Origin of the sequence: Streptantibioticus silvisoli (assembly GCF_027947535.2) — a bacterium.
GTDB classification, from domain to species: domain Bacteria; phylum Actinomycetota; class Actinomycetes; order Streptomycetales; family Streptomycetaceae; genus Streptantibioticus_C; species Streptantibioticus_C silvisoli.
This window is the reverse complement of record NZ_JAAGKO020000003.1, coordinates 1-16,736: the sequence shown is the minus strand read 5'-3', so window position 1 is coordinate 16,736 and position 16,736 is coordinate 1. Positions and strand designations below refer to the sequence as shown.

The following is a 16,736-nucleotide window of genomic DNA, read 5'->3' as shown; positions in this document are numbered from 1 at the left end:
CGAGAGGGAGACCAGACGACATGAGCGACGCCTTCGACCTCTACCGGCCGTCCGAGGAGCACGAGATGCTCCGGGAGGCGGTGCGTGCGCTGGCGGAGGCGAAGATCGCGCCGTTCGCCGCGGAGGTGGATGAGCAGGCTCGTTTTCCGCAGGAGGCGCTGGATGCGCTGGTGGCGAACGATCTGCACGCGGTGCATGTGCCGGAGGTGTACGGGGGTGCGGGGGCGGATGCGCTGGCGACGGTGGTGGTGATCGAGGAGGTGGCGCGGGTGTGTGCCTCTTCGTCGTTGATTCCGGCGGTGAACAAGTTGGGGTCGTTGCCGGTGATGTTGTCGGGTTCGGAGGAGTTGAAGCGGCGGTATCTGGGGCCGTTGGCGCGGGGTGAGGGGTTGTTCTCGTACTGCCTGTCGGAGCCGGAGGCGGGTTCGGATGCGGCGGGGATGCGGACGCGTGCGGTGCGGGACGGGGATTTCTGGGTGCTGGACGGGGTGAAGCGGTGGATCACGAATGCGGGGGTGAGTGAGTACTACACGGTGATGGCGGTGACCGATCCGGACAAGCGGTCGAAGGGGATAAGCGCGTTCGTGGTGGAGAAGTCGGACGAGGGGGTGTCGTTCGGTGCGCCGGAGCGGAAGTTGGGGATCAAGGGGTCGCCGACGCGTGAGGTGTATCTGGACGGGGTGCGGATTCCGGCGGATCGGATGATCGGTGCGGAGGGGACGGGGTTCGCGACGGCGATGAGGACGCTGGATCACACGCGGATCACGATCGCGGCGCAGGCGTTGGGGATCGCGCAGGGGGCGTTGGACTACGCGAAGGGGTATGTGCGTGAGCGCAAGCAGTTCGGCAAGCCGGTGGGTGATTTCCAGGGTGTGCAGTTCATGCTGGCGGACATGGGGATGAAGCTGGAGGCGGCGCGGCAGTTGACGTATGCGGCGGCGGCGCGTTCGGAGCGGGTCTCGCGGGGGTCGGGCAAGGAGGATCTGACGTTCTTCGGTGCGGCGGCGAAGTGCTTCGCCTCGGACGCGGCGATGGAGATCACCACGGACGCGGTGCAGTTGCTGGGCGGTTACGGGTACACGCGCGACTATCCGCTGGAGCGGATGATGCGCGACGCGAAGATCACCCAGATCTACGAGGGCACCAACCAGGTCCAGCGCATCGTCATGGCACGCAACCTCCCGTAATCCGGAGGCGGTCGGTGCGGCGGCGCCTGACCCCGGGCGCCCCGCCCCCGTCACCCCGTTCCACCCCTCCCGGGGCACCCCGCCCCCGTCCGCCCCACCCCTCCCCGGGCATGTCACGCGTACGTCGGAGGAAGACCGCCTTCGGCACGTCATGCGTACGTCGACGGAAGACCGCCTTCGGCATGTCACGCGTACGTCGGCGGAAGACCGCGTTCGGCATGTCACGCGTACGTCAGGAGAAGACCGCCTTCGCCGCGTTGACGCGCAGGGTCTCCAGGAGGTCGGCCTGGTCCCGGGCGCGGGCCAGCAGATCGGTGAGCCCGGCGGCGGACAGCCGTTCCTCGTGCTCGGCCACGGCGAGCAGCGCGCGCCAGAGCAGGACCTTGCCCTCGACGCCGAGCCGCAGGCCCTCCAGTTCGACGACCGAACTCAGACCGGACCGCCGGCGGACCTGGCCGTTCGGCTTGAACCGCCCCAGCCGCTCGGCCGCCCAGCCGGCGCAGACCTTGTACCGGCGGACCGGCACGCCGAGCGCGTCCATGATGTCGAGCAGGGCCCGCCGGTCCTGCTCGATCTGCTCGGCGACCCGCTCCAGGTCGCCGTGGCGTGCCGAGCGGCGGTGCTGGTCGGCGACGCGCCGCGCGAGCCCGCCGCCCGCGGTGGCGCCGGCCAGGTGGTCGTTGAGGTAGATCCCGAGCTTGTCGCGACGCATCCTGGTGCCCTTCCTCGGCGTCCGGGGCGATCTCCTGGCCAGCGGCGCGGCCGGTGGCGTGTCCGGGACCGTCGGCGCCGGGCTCGCCCGCACCACGACAGCAAACCGCGTGACGGCGCGGTCGCCGCGCCGAAATGCCAGCAGGGGGCCCGAACGGCCCAGGGGACCGGGGATCGGCTCAGGAGTGGTCGCGGCGCAGCAGGTCCAGGATCTGCGCGGCGGTGCCGGTCTCCCCGAGGCGGGGGAAGATCTGCTCGACGCTGCGGCGGTGGGCCGCCTCGTCGATGTCGGCCATGACGTCGGTGGCCAGGGTGACGTGGTAGCCGTGTTCGTGCGCGGCGCGGGCGGTGGACTCCACGCCGATGCTGGTGGCGATCCCGCCGAGCACGATCTGCGTGATGCCGCGGCGCCGCAGTCGCAGGTCGAGGTCGGTGCCGTGGAAGGCGCCCCAGTTGCGCTTGGTGACGGTGATGTCCCCGGGGTGCCCGGCGAGGTCGTCGACGATGACGTCCCAGCCCTCGGGGCGCTCGCGGGGACCGGAACGGCGGCCGGAGCGGTCGGTGCGTCCGCGGGTGCCGGAGCCGGGCGAGGAGGTGACCCGCACCAGGACGACCGGGAGGTCCCGCTCGCGGAAGGCGCCGGCCAGCGCGACCGCGCGTTCCACGACCTGCGCGGGGGTGTGCGGGACGGCGGGGGCCGCCATGACGCCGTTCTGAAGATCGATCAGCACGAGCGCGGTCGTGGGGTCGATCGTGGTCACTGCCATCAGGGGCTGACTCTTTCCGATGAAAGCTATGTAAGATAGTTACGTTAGATAGCTTGGTTGAGCGGCGTCAAGGCGGGTCCACCGCCGGGTCGCCGCCCGGCGGTGGCTGCCCGGTGGGCCATGTCGAACCGGGATAATCTGGACGTATGACTACCTGCTGCCGGGCTCATGCGTGACGCCGGCCGCGCGGTGAGCGCCGTCGCGGGCCGTGCCGCGAACGCGGGCCGCCGTGCGAACCCGGATCGTGCCGCGAACGCGGGCCGCCGTGCGAACGCGGAGGCTGCGGACCGCGGCCGGATCGCGGGCGGAGCAGTGGCCCCGGCGGCCCGCGACAACGTCACGGACGCAGAGGGCCCGGCGGACCGCGAACGGATCGTGGCCCCGGCGGCCCGCGACAGCGCCCCGGGCACCGTGGCCCCGGCATCCCGCGACAGCGCCCCGCGCGCGGCGGCCCCCCGGACGAGTCCGAACGCGCAGGTCGACGCGTTGACCGGTGCCGTGGAGGACCTGGCGGGGCAGTTCGCGCTCCAGCCGCTGCTGCACCGGATCCTGCGGCGGGCGGTGAGCCTGCTGGGCGCCGGCGCCGGTTCGATCAGCACCGTCGACGAGAAGGCCGGCACGTACCGCAAGGAGGCCGACCTCGGCGTCGGATGCCAGGAGGGCACCGTCTTCCCGCTGGCCGAGGGGGCGACGGGGGCCGTGGTGGCGCGGCGCGGGCCGCGGGTCTTCGACAGTTACGCCGAGGTGCCCGGCGGCCACGTCGGCACCGCCGACCGCGAGCGGCTGCACGCCACCGTCGCGGTGCCGATCGAATGGCGCGAGGAGATCATCGGCGTGTGCGTCGTCTTCAGCACCGACCCGCTGACCCGGTTCGGCACGCAGGACGTCGAGCTGCTGGACGTGTTCGCCAAGCACGCCGCCATCGCCATCACCAACGCGCGACTGCACCAGGAGGCCGAGGACCGGGCCCGCCGCCTCGCCGTCGGCGCCGAGCGCGAACGCGTGGCGCGCGACGTCCACGACACCGTGGCCCGCGCGCTCGGCTCGATCCTGGCGCACATCGACGCGCTGGAGGTCCCCGGCCGGGCACCCCGGCTCGAAGCCGCCCGCGCGGCGGCCCGCGCCGCGCTGACCGAGACCCGCCGGACCGTGCTGGGCCTGGACCCCGCGCTGCTGGAACTGGGTTCGCTCGACGAGGCCATCGGCGCCGAACTGGCCTGGGTGCGTTCCACGGCCGGCGTCCGGACGGACCTGGTGGTCACCGGCGACCGCCGCCCGACGGCGCCCGGCGCCGCGGCCCACGCGCTGCGGCTGGTCCAGGAGGCGCTGACCAACGTCGTCGCCCACGCCCGCGCCCGGCTCGTGCGGGTGGGCGTGATGTACGACGCGGACGAGCTGGCCGTCGTCGTCGAGGACGACGGGCGCGGCTTCGACCCGGCCGACGCGGGCGTGCGGCGCGGCGGAACGGGCCTGACCGGCCTGGTCGCGCGGGCCGGGCAGTTCGGCGCCGACCTGCGGATCGAGTCCACCCCGGGCTGGGGCACCCGGATACGGGCCCGCATCCCGTACGCGGCGGGACCGCGGGGCCCGGCCGGTCCGGCCACGCCCTGGCGGGTGCTGGTCGTCGACCGGCGGCCGGTGGTGCGGGCCGGGCTGGCGCGGCTGCTGGCGGGGGCCGAACCGGAGATCCACGTGGTGGGTGAGATCGACGACGCCCGGCAGGTCGTGCCGGCGGTACGCGAGTTGGGCCCCGACGTCGTCCTGCTGGACCTGCGGATGCCGGGGCTGGACGGCGCCCGGCTGACGTCCTACATCCGCTCCGCCAGCCCGGAGACCGCGGTGCTGGTGATGACCGACGACCTCGGCGACGAACTGCTGAAGGAAGCCGTGCACGCCGGCGCGCGCGGCTGCGTCGGCTCCGACCTCGACGGCCCCGGACTGGTCCGCTCGGTGCTCGCCGCCACCCGTGGCGACGTCCTGCTGACCGAACGCGTGCTGCGAGGCTTCGCCGACCGGGACCACCCGGGCCCCGACCCGCTCACCTGCCGGGAGCGGGAGGTGAGCGCGCTGGTGGAACGCGGCCTGCCGGACAAGCGGATCGCCACCGCGCTGGGGATCTCCGTCAAGACCGTGGAGAAACACGTTGGCGCGGTCCTGCGCAAGACCGGCGCCCCCAACCGCACCGCCGTGGCCCACCGCGCGGCCCGCCAGGGCCACTGACCCGGCGGGGCAGCGGCGAGGCCCGGGGCCGGTGTCCACGGCTCGTCGCGCGGGGTCCGACGGCGCCCACGGCCGGTGGCTCGGCGCCCACGGCCCGTAACCCGTGGTCCGGCGTCCGCAACCCGTCGCAGCAGGCCGCCGAACCCGCAACCGCAACCCGCCGGCAACCCGCAACCGCAACCCGCCCCCCGCAACCGTAGGGGGATTCCCTACCGCGAGATGGGGACGATCCCGCCCGACGCGCGCGCCGGCGCCCGTTAGCGTCGATGGGGCAAGGCGTAACCGGCCCCGCACGACGCCATCGATCCCGGGAGTCCACGTGCCTGTCGTACCGCTGACCGACATCCTGTCCGGCGCGTTCAAGGAACGGTACGGCGTGCCGGCCATCAACGTGTTCAACGACCTCACGCTGGAAGGCGTCCTGGCCGCCGCCGTCGACCGCTCCTCACCGCTGATCGTGCAGACGTCCGTCAAGACGGTCAGGTCGGTCGGCGGTGCGACGTTCTACGCGCTGTGGAAGGCGATGACCGCCGGGATCGAGGTGCCCGTCGCCCTGCACCTGGACCACTGCCCGGACCGCGAGGTCATCACCGAGTGCCTGGGCCTCGGCTGGAACTCGGTGCTGTTCGACGCCTCGCGGCTGCCGGTGGAGGAGAACATGCGGCAGACCGTCGAGGTCGTCGCCGAGGCGCGCGCGCACGGCGCCCACGTCGAGGGGGAGATCGAGTCCATCACCGGCGTCGAGGACGGCGTCGGCAGCGACCGCGCCGCCGCCCAGCAGGACCTGGACGTGGCGCTGGAGTTCCTGGAGACCACCGGGGTCGACGTCTTCGCCCCCGCCATCGGCAACGCGCACGGCAGCTACAAACGGGCACCCGTGCTCGACGCCGACCGTGTCTCGGACCTGGTGGCGGCCCACCCGCTGCCCATCGCGCTGCACGGCGGCAGCGGCCTGTCCGACGAGCAGTTCCGCGACCTCATCGCCCGCGGCTGCGCCAAGGTCAACATCTCCACCGCCCTGAAGGAGACGTTCATGAAGGCGAACCTGGTCTTCCTGGAAACCGCCGCCCGCGAGCAGAAGTGGGATCCGCCGTCGCTGTTCCGGGCGGTGCGCGACGACGTCATGGGCCTGAGCGGCTCCTTGATGACGTTGTTCGGCAGCGCGGGCCGGGGCCGGTGACGGCGGTGCCCGCCCTGGTCTTCGACTGCGACGGCGTGCTGGCCGACACCGAGCGCGACGGACACCTGCCCGCGTTCAACCGGACCTTCGAGGAGTTCGGCCTGCCGGTGCGCTGGAGCGACCGCGACTACGCGCGGCTGGTCAAGGTCGGCGGCGGCAAGGAGCGCATGCGGGCCCTGCTGACCCCGCAGTTCGTCGCCGGGGCCGGACTGCCCGAGGACCCCGCGGCGCTGGACGCCGAGGTCGCCCGCTGGCACCGGCGCAAGACCGAGATCTACACCGGGATCATCGCGAGCGGCGCCGTCCCGCCGCGCCCCGGCGTGCGGCGGATCGCCGCGCAGGCCGCCGCCGAGGGCTGGACGCTGGCCGTCGCCTCCACCTCGGCGCAGGCCGCCGTGCACAGCGTGCTCGACCTGGCCATGGGAGCCGAACTCGCCGCCCGCTTCAGCGTGTTCGCCGGTGACGTGGTGCCGCGCAAGAAGCCGGCTCCCGACATCTACGAGTACGCCGTGGACCACCTCGACGTGGACCGTTCGCACGCCGTGGTGATCGAGGACAGCCACAACGGGATGCGGGCCGCGCTCGACGCCGGACTCGGCTGCGTCGTCACCACCAGCGCCTACACCGCCGACGAGGACTTCACCGGCGCGGCGCTGGTCGTCTCCACCCTCGGCGACCCCGGCCCCGACGGGAGCGCGGCCGAGGTACTCAGCGACCCGTCGCGGATCCGCCCCGGCTCCTACGTGACGCTCGCCGACCTCGCCTTCCTGCTCACGGCCCCCACCGCGGGACCGGACTGACGCCACACCCCGGGAGAGTCATGCAGAAGACAACCGACCAGGACCTGGAGTTCGTCGTCCACACCATCGCCGGCACCGCCGTCGCCAACGAACGCGAGTTCTGCGACCTCGACGCCGTCGTCGGCGACGGGGACTTCGGCTACTCGCTCGCCCGCGGCTTCGAGATCGTGCTCGCCGACTGGGAGACCTTCGACCGCGCGACCCCGGCGGCGTTCCTGAAGAAGGTGGCCCTGGTGATCTCCCTGCGCGTCGGCGGCACCTCGGGACCGCTGTGGGGCACCGCGTTCCTGCGGGCGGCCGCGGCGCTGGGCGGGCGGACCGACCTGACCGGCCGGGACGCCGTGGCCATGCTGCGCGCCGCCGCCGAGGGCATCAAGACCCGCGGCCGCTCCGACCTGGGCGACAAGACCCTGCTGGACGCGCTGATCCCGATGACCGACGCGCTGGAGCAGGCGGTCGACGCCGGCGGGCCGCGGTCCGCCGACCCGGCCGCCCTGGCCAGGACCGCCGCGTCCGCCGCCCGCACCGCCGCCGACGCCACCACCTCGATGCAGGCGCTGCGCGGCCGGCCCAGCTACACCGGCGAGCGCAGCATCGGCTCGCCGGACGCCGGCGCGGTGGCGGTCGCCGTCATGGCGGAACGCGTCGCCGACACCTGGCCGGCGCGCCCGTGACCACCGCGAACCCCACCACCCGGTCCGTCCCCGTGGCCCACCGGTGAGACAAGGAGCGATCGCATGAAGAAGTTCGTCAACGATCCGAAGAACTTCGTCCCCGAGATGCTGCGGGGGCTGGCGCTGGCCAACCCCGACACCCTCACGTACGAGCCGCGCCACAACCTGATCATGCGGGCCGGCGCCCCGCGGCCGGACAAGGTCTCCGTCGTCCAGGGGTCCGGCTCCGGTCACGAACCGGCCCACGTGATGTGCGTCGGCAAGGGCATGCTGGACGCCGCCTGCCCCGGCGACGTCTTCTCCGCGCCGCCCGCCGACTACGTCTACGAGACGGTCAAGCTGGTCGCCTCCCCCCGGGGCGTCCTGCTGCTGGTCAACAACTACACCGGCGACCGGATGGCGTTCGAGATGGCCGAGGAGCTCGCGCAGGCCGACGACGTCGAGGTGCGCACGCTGTACGTCGACGACGACGTCTCCGTGCAGGACTCGACGTACACCGTCGGGCGCCGCGGGGTGGCCGGCAACTTCTTCGTCATGAAGGCGGTCGGCGCGGCGGCCGAACGCGGTGCCGGCCTCGACGAGGTGCACCGGATCGGCGAGAAGGTCAACTCGGTCACCCGCACCATGGGCATGGCCCTCACCGCCTGCACACCGCCGGCCAAGGGCTCCCCGCTGTTCGAACTGCCCGACGACGAGATCGAGATGGGCGTCGGCATCCACGGCGAACCCGGCCGCAAGCGCGAGAAGCTCCAGTCGGCCGACGAGATGGTCGCCGAACTGGTCACCGCCGTCGTCGACGACCTGCCCTACGCCTCCGGTGACGGCGTCGCCCTGATGGTCAACGGCCTCGGCGGCACACCGATCAGCGAGCTGTACCTCGTCCACGGACTCGCCCACCAGCAGCTCACCGAACGCGGCATCGACATCCACCGCTCCTACGTCGGCGAGTACTGCACCTCGCTCGACATGGCCGGCGCGTCCATCACCCTGGTACGGCTGGACGACGAGATCGAGAGCCTGCTCACCGACCCCGCCGAGACGCCGATCCGGGTCTTCTGACCCCGGCCGGGACAGCACTTCCGCCGTCGGCCGACACGCCGTCCGGGTCCGGGTCGTCCGCCGCCTGCCCGGCCATCGGCCGAACGGCCGAGGCGGGCGGCTGCGGGGCGGGCGTAGCGTCACCTGCCATGACCTCCCCGTTCACCGCCCCGACCTCCCCGTTCACGGCCCTGGGCCGGTCGTTGACGGCCCTGGCCCGGCCCCGGAAGGTGCTGGTGGCGCTGGCCTGCGTGCTGGCCGGTGCCCTGGTCGTCCTCGAAGCGCTCAACGCGCCCTACCCGCCGGTGGTGGTGGCGGCGGTGCTCACCGGTGGGCTGTGCGTCGCGGCGCTCGTCGTCCCGCGCCACCACCTCGTCCGGCTCGCGGTGGCCGCCGCCTCGGCGTCGGCGGTGCTGAGCGTCGTGGAGGCCCGGCTGCCGCTGCGCCCGCAGAACACCCCGGGCATGGTGGAGTTGTGCGCGCTGCTGCTGGCGGTCGCCCGGTCGGTGCGCCGGCTGCCGCCGCCGGCCGCGGTCCTGACGGCGGCGGCCCCGGCGCTGGCCGCCGTGCTGATCCCGTTGCGCATCCAGGACCGGGCCGAGGACCTGGGCCCGATGGTCGGCCTGGTCGTCGTCTTCGCGGTGCCGTTCGCGGTGGTGCTCGGATTGTGCCTGCGGTTGTACGACACCGTGCGCGAACGCCGGGCCGAGGCCATCCGGCAGGACCAACGACTGGAGCACGCAAGGCAGTTGCACGACTTCGTCGCCCACCACATCACCGCGGTCGTGGTGCGGACCAAGGCCGCCCGGTTCGCCGCCGCCGGCGGCCACGCGCAGTCGCCCGCCCAGCTCGACGACATGCTGGACGCGATCGAGCGGGCCGGCTCGGAGGCGATGACGTCGATGCGCGCGATGGTGACCGTCCTGCGCGACACCGCCGCCCCCGCCGCCACCCGGCCCCTCGGCACCATCGACGCGCTGCGCGACCTCACCGACCGGTTCACGGCCGCCGGACCGCCCGCCGCCCTCGTCCTCGACCCGCGTCTGGCCGACCGCCGCCTGCCGCCGGAGACCGCCGCCACCGCCCGTGACGTGGTCCGCGAGTCCCTGACCAACGTCCACCGGCACGCCGCGGGGGCCACCCGGGTCGAGGTGCGGGTCCACCTGCTCACCGGCGCGTCCGAGACCCTGGAGGTGTCGGTGACCGACGACGGCCGTGCCGCCCCCGCCGCCCGGCAGCTGCCGGTTGGGGGGACCTTCGGGCTCGTCGGCCTGACCGAACGCGTCGAGCGGGCCGGCGGCCACGTCACCGCCGGCGCCGCCGAGGACGGGGGCTGGCGGGTCCGGGCCGTCCTCCCGCTGGCCGAGGGGCCCGGTGGCGTCCGGTGACCCGAACACCTCCTGCGATCATCGGCACATGACGATCCGGGTGCTCATCGCCGACGACCAGGAGATGGTCCGCGCGGCGTTCCGCATGATCCTCGACTCCCAGCCGGACCTGTCGGTCGTCGCCGAGGCCGCGGACGGCGCGTCGGCGGTCGGCCAGGCCCGGAGCCTGCGGCCCGACGTCTGCCTGCTGGACATCCGGATGCCCCGGCTCGACGGCCTGGAGGCCACCCGGCTGCTGGCCGGCCCCGGCGTCCAGGACCCGTTGAACGTGGTCATCGCCACCACCTTCGACCTCGACGAGTACGTCTACCGGGCCCTGCGCAACGGCGCGTGCGGCTTCCTGCTGAAGGACGGCGCCCCCGGCCTGCTCACCGAGGCGGTCCGGGCCGCCGCCGCCGGCAACTCCCTCATCTCCCCGTCCGTCACCGTCCGGCTGCTCGCCCACCTGGCCCCCGGCCGCCCCGGCCCCGCCGCGCCGCGGGACCGTTCCGCTCCGGCCGCCGAACCGCTGACGCGGCGCGAACTCGACGTTGTCCGGCTCGTCGCGCGCGGCCTCACCAACGACGAGGTCGCCGCCGCGCTCTACGTCACGCTGTCCACCGTCAAGACCCACCTGGGCAGCGTCCAGCGCCGGCTGGGACTCCGCAACCGGGTCCAGATCGCCGCGTGGGCCTGGGAGAACGGGGTCTGCGGGTCCCCCCGGTGAACCGCCGTCAGCGCTGACGACGTCCCGTACCCCCGAACGATCCGCCACCGCCATCGCGGACCACCCGGCACCGTGATCCGCCACCGGCCGCGCCGGCACCGCCGTCGCCGCGACATGCCGTCTTTGGCGTAATGAGCCCGGCGGCCCGGGGTACGCCAGCAGGCTGTGGAGGCGGCCGTGGTGTCCGGGGCCCGCCGGCTCGCCGACGGACACCTCCTTCAGCGACGCCCGAAGGGACAGTGCACCGATGACGGAAGGCGGGAGCGGACCGGGCGGTGAACGGGTCCGGGTCGACCGGTCGGAGGGGTACGGAGAACGGCTGCTGGGGCTGCTGCTGGACCGGGCGCACGAGATGCCGCCGCAGCTGATCGCCCCGCTGGTCGCCGAGGAGGTGGCCCGGATGGGCGGCCGCGACGTCACCATCCTGCTCCAGGACTACGAGCAGATGTTCCTGGTGCCGCTGCCCGGCCCCGGTCTGGTGGTCGGTGCCCCCGAACCGGTCGAGGACTCCCCGGCCGGCGAGGCGTTCCTGCGGCGGGCGCTGGTGGAGGTGGCGGAGGGCGACAGCGTGCGGATGTACCTGCCGCTGCTCGACGGCAGTGATCAGATCGGGGTCATGGTCGTCACCCTGGACGTGGTCGACGACGACGACCGGCGGCTGCTGCGCAGGCTCTCCGCCCTGGTGGCCGACATGATCGTCACCAAGGACGCCTACACCGACCTGTTCTTCCAGGCCCGCCGCCGGGCCCCGATGAGCGTGGCCGCCGAGATCCAGTGGTCGCTGCTGCCGCCGCTGTCGATGACCACCCCCATGGTCGAGGTGGCCGGCATCCTCGAACCGGCCTACGCGGTGGCCGGCGACAGCTTCGACTACGCCCTCAACGACACCACGCTGCACGTCGCCATGATCGACGCGATGGGCCACGGTCTGGACGCCGCGACGATGGCGACGGTGGCCATCGGCGCCTACCGCCACACCCGGCGGGCCGACACCGAGCTGTCGGAGGTGTACGCGTTCATGGACCGGGCCATCGCCGAGCAGTTCGGGCTCGACCACTTCGTCACGGCGCAGATGATGACCCTGGACGTCGTGACCGGCCGCCTGCGGTGGGTCAACGCCGGTCACCCCGCGCCGCTGCTGATCCGCAACCGCGTGGTGGCGGGCCGGCTCGACAGCCCCACCACGCTGCCGGTGGGCTTCGGCGGCCGGCGCCCCGAGATCACCGAACGCGCGCTGCGCCGGGGGGACCGGGTGCTGTGCTTCACCGACGGCCTGTTCGAGGAACACCGGGCGGGCGGTGAGACGTTCGGCGAGGAACAGCTCATCGAGTGGACCAACCGCGTACTGAGCCGTCGTACCGAGGTGCGCGCGGTGGTGCGCGGCCTGTCCCACGTCCTCAAGGAGCGGCGCGGCGGCGTCACGAGCGACGACGCGACCATGTTCATGATCGAGTGGCGGGGGGACACCCCCGATGTGCTGCCGGCCATCACGGACCTGCCCGACCTGTCCTGATCACCTTCCGGGACAGGCACGTCGCTGCCCGGCACGTTCGGCCGGCCGACTCAGCTCTGCCGCCCGGCTCTCGTTCCCGCCCGCCCACCTTGTGGTCCCGGCCGGCCGCTGCCGGCCGCCGGATCGCGGCCCGGGGTCACAGCTCCCAGCGGCCCCGGCCGACCGGGCGGCGCGGGAACCGGGCCGTGCGGCGCACGGCCGACGCGGTCGCCGTTCCCGGTCCGCCCTCGGACTCCCAGGCGGTCTCCCGCGCCGCGTCGTCCTCGGCGGTGGTCCGGTCGGCGACGGCCCGGGCCAGCCACAGCTGCGCGGCGGGCCGGTCCAGCAGGCCCGTGGCGGTGGCCATCGACATCTCGGCGTCGGCGAACTCGCTCTCCGGCGGCACCACGAGCAGGTCCCAGCGGCCGGCGTCGTTGGACAGCACGCACACCTCGACGTCGTGCCCCCCGGCGGGGAAGCGGCCCACGTCGATGGTGCGCCCGGCCACCGCGATCCGCCGCGGCGACCCGGGCCACCGCCCGGTGTGCACGGTGACCCGGTCGATCCAGCCGAACCGCAGGTCGGCGGCGGCGATCAACGCCGGCACCTCCCGCGCCAGACTCCGTGACCGCGGCCACCACACCCCGTCGAGCCGTTCGGTCCCGGCGCCCTCCGACAGCAGACACAGCCGGGCCCGCGCCATCGGCAGGAGCCTGGGTACCGGAGGGGTGAGCGGTGTGGGGGTGCGCATCGTCGCGGTCATCACGCGACCTTCCAGCCGGACCCGCGGCCCGGCGGTCACATACCGACGACGACGCCGACGCGAATGCCTGCGTACGAACTGCCCTCGGTATCTTCCACGGTACTCCGCCACGGCTCTGACCGGCGGTGACGTCGGCACCGGAGCGAAGCCCACGCCCGCGCCGCACCGCCGCACTCCCGCACCGCCGCACTCCCGCACCGGCGAAGGCCCCGCACCGGCGCCGCCCCCGCACCTGGCGCAGCCCCCCGCGTTCAGTCGGTCCGCAGCACGCACCGGTGGCTGAGGAAGTTGCCGAGGCGGCCCTCGTGGTCGCCGTCCTTGTACGCGTGGGCGAGTCCGGTCAGAGCGCCGTCGCGCAGGGTGAGGGCGAAGGCGAGGGAGGGGCTGTTGATGCGGGCGTCGGCGGTGGGCAGCTGGAGGGCGGTGTCGGCGCGCAGGTCGCGGGTGGCGGAGGCGGTGGCGGGGACCGTCCCGGTGCCGGCGCCGGGCAACGTCACCGTGACGCGGCGGCCGGGCAGTACCTCCAGGGTGACCGGCAGCTCGCCCTCCGGTGTGCTGATCGAGCCGGACCAGCGACCCTCGGGCAGGTCCAGGGGGCGGGCGGGATCGAGGACCGGGGAGGCGAGCGCGGCGGGGTCGAAGCCGTCCAGCAGCTCGTCCAGCACGTACCGCACGACCGCGTCACGGGCCGACTTGTCGGTGCAGTCGCACAACACCGAGACGGCCAGCTCGCGTTCGGGCACGCCGACCGTCATCGCGGCGACGCCGGGGCCGCCGCCGCTGTGGCTGATCACCAGCGGCCCGTCGCCGGACGACACCGTCCAGCCGAGCCCGTAGCCGGTGTGCGCGGTGATCGGCTCGGCCGTCAGCACGGCCGCCGCCGTCGCCGGCCGCAGCAGCCGCTCGTAGGCGGCGGTGAACAGCGCGAGCTCGCCGGCCGTCGCCCAGCCGAGCGTCGCCGCGGGGTGGCCGCAGGTGTACGGCGGGTACGCCCGGCCGTCGGGCGTGTACCGGACCGCGGCCGGCGCCGGGCCCGGGTGCGCCGGGCCGAGGTGCCAGGAGGTCAGCCCCAGCGGCTCGAAGACCCGCTCGCGCACGAACGCGCCCGCCTCCTGTCCGCCGGCCGCCTCCAGCAGGTGTCCCAGTACCCGGTATCCCAGGTTGGCGTACGTGAAGCCCGATCCCGCTTCCTCGAACTGCACGGTGTGCCGCGCCGCGTCGACCCGTGCTGCCTCGTCCGCGTAGCCGAAGTCGTAGTACGGCGCGAAACCGGCCCGGTGGCCCAGCAGTTGGCGTACGGTCGGCGCGCTCAGGCCGAAGTCGAACGGCACCGGCGCGTCCAGGTCCAGCAACCCGGCATCGGCCGCGACGCAGACCGCGATGGCGACGACCGGCTTGGTGACCGACCCGAGCCCGTACACCGTCCCCGGCGTCGCGGGCCGGCCGGTCGCGCGGTCCGCCACCCCGAAGGCCGCGGCCAGCGCGACCTCCCCGCGCTCCGCCACGCCCACTGACACCGACGGGCACCCGTACCGCGCCAGCGCCCGCCCGCAGAACGCCTCCAGCCCCTCCAGCACGGCCCCTCCTCGTTCCGTCGGCGTTCCCGGCGGCGTTTCGGTCGGCGTTTCCGTCGGCGTCCCGTCTCCTTGCCGGCCGGCGGTGTCCCCGGCCGACCGCCCGGCCGCGATCCCGGCGACCGGGGGCCGCCCGGCGTGCGACGGTCCCGGAGGATCGTCCACCGGGGCCCTCAGGCACTCCGTTGGTCATCCGATCATACGAACGCCTCGTGGCGCGTTTCCGGCCCGCCGGCCCCCCGGACGCCGGACCATCCGTCGGCCGAGATCCTTACAGAAGGCTGACGAGGCGGCCGTGTCACTCTCCGTATCGCGTCAGGAACCGTAGCGTCCGGGGCATGCATGTACTGGTCACCGGCGGCGCCGGATTCATCGGTTCACGGATCGTCGACGAACTGCTCACCGCCGGACACGACGTCCGCGTCCTCGACGCGCTGCTGCCCGCGGCGCACCGCGTCCCCCCGGCCGGGCCGCCGCCCGGCGTCGAGATGGTCACCGCCGACGTGCGCGACCGCGACGCGGTCGACGGCGCGCTGCGCGGGATCGACGCGGTCTGCCACCAGGCGGCCATGGTCGGACTGGGCAAGGACTTCTCCGACGCGCCCGACTACGTGGGCTGCAACGACCTCGGCACGGCCGTGCTGCTGGCGGCCATGGCCGGCCGCGGCGTGCGGCGCCTGGCGCTCGCCGGGTCCATGGTGGTCTACGGCGAGGGGCGGTACGCGTGCGCCGAACACGGCGTCGTGCGTCCCGGGCCCCGGTCGGTGGAGGCGCTGACGGCGGGACGGTTCGAACCGCCGTGCCCGCACTGCGGCGCCGCCCTCAGCCCCGGGCTGGTCACCGAGGACGCGCCGGTCGACCCGCGCAGCGTCTACGCGGCCACCAAACTCACCCAGGAGCACCTGGCCGCAGCCTGGGCCCGCGACACCGGCGGCAGCGCGGTCTCGTTGCGCTACCACAACGTCTACGGCCCCGGCATGCCGCGGGACACGCCGTACGCGGGGGTCGCCTCGCTGTTCCGGTCGGCGCTGGAACGCGGTGAGGCGCCGAAGGTCTTCGAGGACGGCGGCCAGCGCCGGGACTTCGTGCACGTCGCCGACGTGGCCGCCGCGAACGCCGTCGCGCTCGCCGCGCCCGCGCCCGGCGGCGAACTGCGCGCCTACAACGTGGGCAGCGGCACCCCGCACACCATCGGGGAGATGGCCGCCGCCCTCGCCGCCCGGCACGGCGGCCTCGCACCCGTCGTCACCGGCGGCTTCCGCCTCGGCGACGTCCGGCACATCACCGCCTCCTCCGCCGCGATCCGCGCCGAACTCGGCTGGACCTCCCGCATCGGGTTCGCCGACGGGATGGCCGAGTTCGCCACGGCCCCGCTGCGCGCGGCGTCCGCCGCCCGGCCCGGACCGCGGCCGGGCGTCCGCGTTTCGTAAGGAACGAGCATCCGTAATGCGAAAAATGTCCCCGTAAGGTGAATCGCGTGATCAAGAACCCCCAACTCCCCGTGGGCGACGTCGTGTTGCCCTGTCTCGACGAGGCCGGTGCCCTGCCGTGGGTGCTGGAACGCGTCCCTCCCGGCTGGCGGGCCATCGTCGTGGACAACGGCTCGACCGACGGTTCGGCCGAACTCGCCGCGTCCCTGGGCGCGTTGGTCGTCCGCGAGCCCCGGCGCGGCTTCGGCTCCGCCTGCCACGCCGGGCTGACCGCGGCGACCGCGCCCGTGGTGGCCTTCTGCGACTGCGACGCCTCGCTCGACCCGGCCCTGCTGACGCGGATCGCCGCGCCGGTGCTCGACGGCCGGGCCGACCTGGTGCTGGGCCGCCGCCGGCCGGTCTCGCGCGGCGCCTGGCCGGCGCACGCCCGGCTGGCCAACCTCGAACTGGCCCGCCTGGTCCGCCGCCGCACCGGCGTGCGCCTGCACGACCTCGGCCCGATGCGGGCCGCCCGCCGCGAGGCGCTGCTCGGCCTCGGCCTGGCCGACCGCCGCTCCGGCTACCCCCTGGAGATGCTGGTCGCGGCCGCCGACGCCGGCTGGCGGATCGAGGAGGACGACGTCCCCTACGCGCCGCGGACCGGGAAGTCCAACGTCACCGGCACCAGGCGCGGCACCTGGCACGCGGCGCGCGACATGCGGGCGGTACTCGCCCGCCCCCCCCGCACCCCGCCCGCCCCCCACCGCGTCCCGCACCCCCCCCCGTCCCGTCCGCTCCCGGGGCCCGCCCACCGGCCCCCCCACCCA

At 74.2% G+C, this 16,736-nt stretch carries 15 protein-coding genes; 11 read left to right on the top strand and 4 right to left on the bottom strand.

All coding sequences use genetic code 11. The features are described 5' to 3' along the window. Positions 1–20: 20 nt before the first annotated feature. Complete coding sequence (locus POF43_RS02930) at positions 21–1,187, top strand: acyl-CoA dehydrogenase family protein (RefSeq protein ID WP_282704382.1); 1,167 nt, start codon at positions 21–23, stop codon at positions 1,185–1,187. 232 nt (positions 1,188–1,419) lie between these two features. Here the strand turns inward: POF43_RS02930 and POF43_RS02925 are convergent, their stop codons facing one another. Both POF43_RS02925 and POF43_RS02920 read right to left on the bottom strand, forming a co-directional pair. Beyond that, complete coding sequence (locus tag POF43_RS02925; protein WP_271323609.1) at positions 1,420–1,899, bottom strand: hypothetical protein; 480 nt, start codon at positions 1,897–1,899, stop codon at positions 1,420–1,422. Positions 1,900–2,077: 178 nt separating this feature from the next. After that, complete coding sequence (locus POF43_RS02920; RefSeq protein ID WP_271323608.1) at positions 2,078–2,665, bottom strand: isochorismatase family protein; 588 nt, start codon at positions 2,663–2,665, stop codon at positions 2,078–2,080. Between the two features lie 312 nt (positions 2,666–2,977). Here POF43_RS02920 and POF43_RS02915 point away from each other — a divergent pair, with 312 nt between their 5' ends. The 8 genes from POF43_RS02915 to POF43_RS02880 all read left to right on the top strand — a co-directional run bounded on the left by POF43_RS02915 (position 2,978) and on the right by POF43_RS02880 (position 12,184). After that, positions 2,978–4,885: a hybrid sensor histidine kinase/response regulator transcription factor gene (locus POF43_RS02915; protein WP_271323607.1), complete on the top strand. Its 1,908-nt coding sequence runs from the start codon at positions 2,978–2,980 to the stop codon at positions 4,883–4,885. A gap of 319 nt (positions 4,886–5,204) precedes the next feature. Further along, positions 5,205–6,065 (top strand): class II fructose-bisphosphate aldolase, encoded by an 861-nt coding sequence (locus POF43_RS02910; protein ID WP_271314872.1) that lies wholly within the window; start codon positions 5,205–5,207, stop codon positions 6,063–6,065. Between the two features lie 5 nt (positions 6,066–6,070). Further along, a complete protein-coding gene (locus POF43_RS02905; RefSeq protein ID WP_271323606.1) occupies positions 6,071–6,865 on the top strand; it encodes an HAD-IA family hydrolase in 795 nt (264 codons plus the stop codon). 20 nt (positions 6,866–6,885) lie between these two features. Then, positions 6,886–7,539 carry a dihydroxyacetone kinase subunit DhaL gene (gene dhaL / locus POF43_RS02900; protein ID WP_271323605.1) on the top strand — a complete coding sequence of 218 codons (654 nt, stop codon included), beginning with the start codon at positions 6,886–6,888 and terminating at the stop codon, positions 7,537–7,539. Between the two features lie 63 nt (positions 7,540–7,602). Then, positions 7,603–8,598 (top strand): dihydroxyacetone kinase subunit DhaK, encoded by a 996-nt coding sequence (gene dhaK / locus POF43_RS02895; RefSeq protein WP_271314875.1) that lies wholly within the window; start codon positions 7,603–7,605, stop codon positions 8,596–8,598. 128 nt (positions 8,599–8,726) lie between these two features. Beyond that, on the top strand, positions 8,727–9,965 hold the full coding sequence (locus POF43_RS02890) for a sensor histidine kinase (protein WP_271323604.1): 1,239 nt from the start codon (positions 8,727–8,729) through the stop codon (positions 9,963–9,965). Positions 9,966–9,993: 28 nt separating this feature from the next. Continuing rightward, entirely contained in the window at positions 9,994–10,671 is a 678-nt protein-coding gene (locus POF43_RS02885) for a response regulator (RefSeq protein ID WP_271323603.1), read from the top strand. Positions 10,672–10,918: 247 nt separating this feature from the next. After that, the gene (locus POF43_RS02880) at positions 10,919–12,184 is read left to right on the top strand and encodes a PP2C family protein-serine/threonine phosphatase (RefSeq protein WP_271314878.1); all 1,266 of its coding nucleotides are present in this window, start codon (positions 10,919–10,921) and stop codon (positions 12,182–12,184) included. A 136-nt stretch (positions 12,185–12,320) separates the two neighbouring features. On the opposite strand, the gene POF43_RS02875 is transcribed toward POF43_RS02880, so the two are convergent. Both POF43_RS02875 and POF43_RS02870 read right to left on the bottom strand, forming a co-directional pair. Next, positions 12,321–12,926: a DUF5994 family protein gene (locus POF43_RS02875; RefSeq protein ID WP_271323602.1), complete on the bottom strand. Its 606-nt coding sequence runs from the start codon at positions 12,924–12,926 to the stop codon at positions 12,321–12,323. Between the two features lie 251 nt (positions 12,927–13,177). Then, on the bottom strand, positions 13,178–14,503 hold the full coding sequence (locus tag POF43_RS02870) for a serine hydrolase domain-containing protein (RefSeq protein ID WP_282704381.1): 1,326 nt from the start codon (positions 14,501–14,503) through the stop codon (positions 13,178–13,180). A 335-nt stretch (positions 14,504–14,838) separates the two neighbouring features. Here POF43_RS02870 and POF43_RS02865 point away from each other — a divergent pair, with 335 nt between their 5' ends. Together POF43_RS02865 and POF43_RS02860 are read left to right on the top strand one after the other, a co-directional pair. After that, positions 14,839–15,930 (top strand): NAD-dependent epimerase/dehydratase family protein, encoded by a 1,092-nt coding sequence (locus POF43_RS02865; protein ID WP_271325511.1) that lies wholly within the window; start codon positions 14,839–14,841, stop codon positions 15,928–15,930. Between the two features lie 38 nt (positions 15,931–15,968). Further along, positions 15,969–16,736 (top strand): glycosyltransferase family 2 protein (locus POF43_RS02860; RefSeq protein WP_372515785.1); only part of this gene is annotated, 768 nt, incomplete at its 3' end.

What these genes read in the sequence shown, in the direction of transcription:
- POF43_RS02930 (WP_282704382.1), top strand. Translation starts at nt 21, where the DNA reads ATGAGCGACGCCTTCGACCTCTACCGGCCGTCCGAGGAGCACGAGATG.
- POF43_RS02925 (WP_271323609.1), bottom strand. Translation starts at nt 1,899, where the DNA reads ATGCGTCGCGACAAGCTCGGGATCTACCTCAACGACCACCTGGCCGGC.
- POF43_RS02920 (WP_271323608.1), bottom strand. Translation starts at nt 2,665, where the DNA reads ATGGCAGTGACCACGATCGACCCCACGACCGCGCTCGTGCTGATCGAT.
- dhaL (WP_271323605.1), top strand. Translation starts at nt 6,886, where the DNA reads ATGCAGAAGACAACCGACCAGGACCTGGAGTTCGTCGTCCACACCATC.
- dhaK (WP_271314875.1), top strand. Translation starts at nt 7,603, where the DNA reads ATGAAGAAGTTCGTCAACGATCCGAAGAACTTCGTCCCCGAGATGCTG.
- POF43_RS02890 (WP_271323604.1), top strand. Translation starts at nt 8,727, where the DNA reads ATGACCTCCCCGTTCACCGCCCCGACCTCCCCGTTCACGGCCCTGGGC.
- POF43_RS02885 (WP_271323603.1), top strand. Translation starts at nt 9,994, where the DNA reads ATGACGATCCGGGTGCTCATCGCCGACGACCAGGAGATGGTCCGCGCG.
- POF43_RS02880 (WP_271314878.1), top strand. Translation starts at nt 10,919, where the DNA reads ATGACGGAAGGCGGGAGCGGACCGGGCGGTGAACGGGTCCGGGTCGAC.
- POF43_RS02875 (WP_271323602.1), bottom strand. Translation starts at nt 12,926, where the DNA reads ATGACCGCGACGATGCGCACCCCCACACCGCTCACCCCTCCGGTACCC.
- POF43_RS02865 (WP_271325511.1), top strand. Translation starts at nt 14,839, where the DNA reads ATGCATGTACTGGTCACCGGCGGCGCCGGATTCATCGGTTCACGGATC.